The organism is Acinetobacter uliginosus (assembly GCF_044130295.1).
Taxonomy (GTDB): Bacteria; Pseudomonadota; Gammaproteobacteria; order Pseudomonadales; family Moraxellaceae; genus Acinetobacter.
In genome coordinates this window covers 1-2,494 of record NZ_JBIQOC010000171.1, presented here as the reverse complement: position 1 = coordinate 2,494, position 2,494 = coordinate 1, and the positions used below count along the sequence as shown (strand labels likewise).

At 39.0% G+C, this 2,494-nt stretch carries 3 protein-coding genes and 1 pseudogene; all 4 read right to left on the bottom strand.

All coding sequences use genetic code 11. The features are described 5' to 3' along the window. Nucleotides 1-296: 296 nt before the first annotated feature. Nucleotides 297-596, bottom strand: coding sequence for a NifB/NifX family molybdenum-iron cluster-binding protein (locus ACE01T_RS17510; protein WP_395519777.1), 300 nt, complete (start codon nt 594-596; stop codon nt 297-299). 118 nt (nt 597-714) lie between these two features. Then, entirely contained in the window at nt 715-975 is a 261-nt protein-coding gene (locus ACE01T_RS17505; RefSeq protein WP_121523972.1) for a helix-turn-helix domain-containing protein, read from the bottom strand. A gap of 255 nt (nt 976-1,230) precedes the next feature. Continuing rightward, nucleotides 1,231-1,701: a DUF2946 domain-containing protein gene (locus tag ACE01T_RS17500; RefSeq protein ID WP_121523964.1), complete on the bottom strand. Its 471-nt coding sequence runs from the start codon at nt 1,699-1,701 to the stop codon at nt 1,231-1,233. A 237-nt stretch (nt 1,702-1,938) separates the two neighbouring features. Then, nucleotides 1,939-2,424: pseudogene (locus ACE01T_RS17495) on the bottom strand (IS3 family transposase); the annotation flags it as partial. Nucleotides 2,425-2,494 lie beyond the last annotated feature (70 nt).

Here is a 2,494-nt window from a genome sequence, read left to right as displayed (position 1 = left end):
TGGTCTACGTGCCATAAAATACTCCATATATTGATGTTTATAACATCATTTGGGGAGCAAAATATCACTTATAGGTGTTGTTCAAATTTCCTGATCCACCTCTGTTTTACAAATCAAAAACACCTGATGAAATTCATCAGGTATTTATATGAAATATCGTGTCAACTTATTTTAAGCCTAGGCAATTTAATTTTTTGATTAAATAGCAGTTAGTAAGATGTATTTTATTAGCTAAAGTTCCCACTAACTTTTAATGGAAACTTTAGCTATGGTTTTAGATTTTATTCATAGGCGAGTTAAAGTAAACTGTTAATAAAATTATCAGGATCAATTTCATCCGTCACAATAACATGTACACCAATATTTTTGAGTTTTTCTCGCAATCTGTCACCCATCCCTGTGGTTATGAACATGTCCATAGGTAACAGTTTTTCTAGTACCTCACCCGACTGAGAAAATGATGCTTCTTTCTCCACCTCAATGAGCTGTTTTTCCATAACTTTCCCATCTTTGAGCTCATATTTCCAGAATTTTCGGCATTTCCCGGCATGCGGAGTAATATGACGTCGGTTCTGTGATGTAATTACAATTACCATAAAGATTTCTCCAAACCAAACCGATACTACTGCTCTTTATAGGTATGCATCGGTTCATGATGATTCATAAGTTAAACTTGTAGTGACAAAAACTATTTAAAAACATAGCTAATACCATTCAAGCAAGATTTTCCAAAACAAACTGAGGTGACTTGATAAAGAGTTTTAACAAGGCTTGGGCTGAGCTTGAGGGATGACGAACTCCACGTTCCCAACTTTCTAGGGTACGGGCGGAAATACACAGTTTCGATGCTAGTTCTGTCTGTGAAATATTGAGAGCTTGCCGGATCCTTACAGTTTGTTGTGCTAAATCCAGACAACAGCTGCTATTAAAATCACTTTTTGGGAGATGTGCCTGATCGTGCTGAAGTAGATTCATCATTGTCTCCTCCTTATCGATATACTAGAAAGTTGTAATAACACTTTGAAAAATCCAAAGGTCATTGAGACTGTGACAGCCGGATTTCAAATAAATTTGAATACAGATAAATTAAAAGCCATATTCATTATTACGGATAGGATCACTGTGACTGAAGATGCTAATTGTGAGCTGCTCACATGTTCTGGATAGATGAATATTTTCAGCCATATCGGAAACTGCGGCAGACTGCTCAGCAATACCATATCTGCTGATTTAGTGGATGAGTGTTAAAGGAGGAGCACGACCCTGAGGAATCAGGAACCACAGATCAGGTAGGGACAGCGTATATGGGACAAATGTACTGAAGAACTGCAGTAAGGTCTGAGTTCTGATCAGTACTAGTCTGAGTTTGGTATCGAGTAGCGGTAGGGTATAGCTGTGCACCAGGCAAAACTGGCAGTCATGACCGGTATGTGCATCATCCCGCTCTTGATGTTCATGCCGATCCTGCACATGTGTGAAGACATGTGCAGGATTTTGGTCTGCTCCGCTGGCTTGATTGCTATGCGGATGTGATGTTGCGAAGCTGTGGTGTGGGAGAACGTTAGTAACTTCCAGATGTAATGCTGCGGCAACAGTTTTACATACCGAAAAAACACTGTGTTTTTCTGGTAATAAAGGCTGCAGGAACACAGCGATCTGTAACAAGATTGCTGATAACCCCAGCAATCTTCCCAACATCATGAGCACTTCACTACACTTTTATGGACATTACATAGGTTATAATATAACAAAATATAAAATTTATAATTGAAAAATAGACGATAAAATCGATTTTAATCTGCTACTAAACATAATTTTATTTTTTCTTTATGGAATAGGAAGCGTAAGATCATTCTGAAACGAATAAAGTCTTATTAAAGTTGGACTGCATTGTAGGTTTGAACCGTACCGGGTTTGTGGGAGACTTTTTTATTTAAGTTAGGCCACCTGACCTAACGGGTTAATCTTATCATAGTACATTGCTTCAAACTCAAAAGGCGATACATAACCCAGTGCACTGTGTACACGCTTTTTATTGAACCAATCTACCCAGTTTAGTGTCGCAAGTTGTACATCTGCTAAACCTTGCCCATCTGCTTTTAAATATTCAATCACCTCTGTTTTGTATAAGCCATTCACCGTTTCAGCCAAAGCATTATCGTATGAATCACCAGTCGTACCGACTGATGCTCGTAAATTTGCTGCTTCTAAACGATTGGTATAGCGAATGGAAAGATATTGCACACCTCTGTCGGAATGATGAATCACATTCTTTGGCATGCCGCGATCATGCAATGCTTGCTCCAATGCATCGAGCACCATATCTGTATTCATCCGTGTAGATACTTTCCAGCCAACAATTGCTCGTGAAAACACATCAATAATAAAGGCGGTATATACCCAGCCTGAATGAGTTTGAATATACGGGTGAGTAGACCAAGGGAATTTCACCCTTAGCCCCTCGCAGAACCGGACATGAACCTCTCAGCTCATC

Bases quoted from the DNA above. Each gene is read 5' to 3' on its own strand.
- ACE01T_RS17500 (WP_121523964.1), bottom strand. From the start codon at position 1,701: ATGATGTTGGGAAGATTGCTGGGGTTATCAGCAATCTTGTTACAGATC.
- ACE01T_RS17510 (WP_395519777.1), bottom strand. From the start codon at position 596: ATGGTAATTGTAATTACATCACAGAACCGACGTCATATTACTCCGCAT.
- ACE01T_RS17505 (WP_121523972.1), bottom strand. From the start codon at position 975: ATGAATCTACTTCAGCACGATCAGGCACATCTCCCAAAAAGTGATTTT.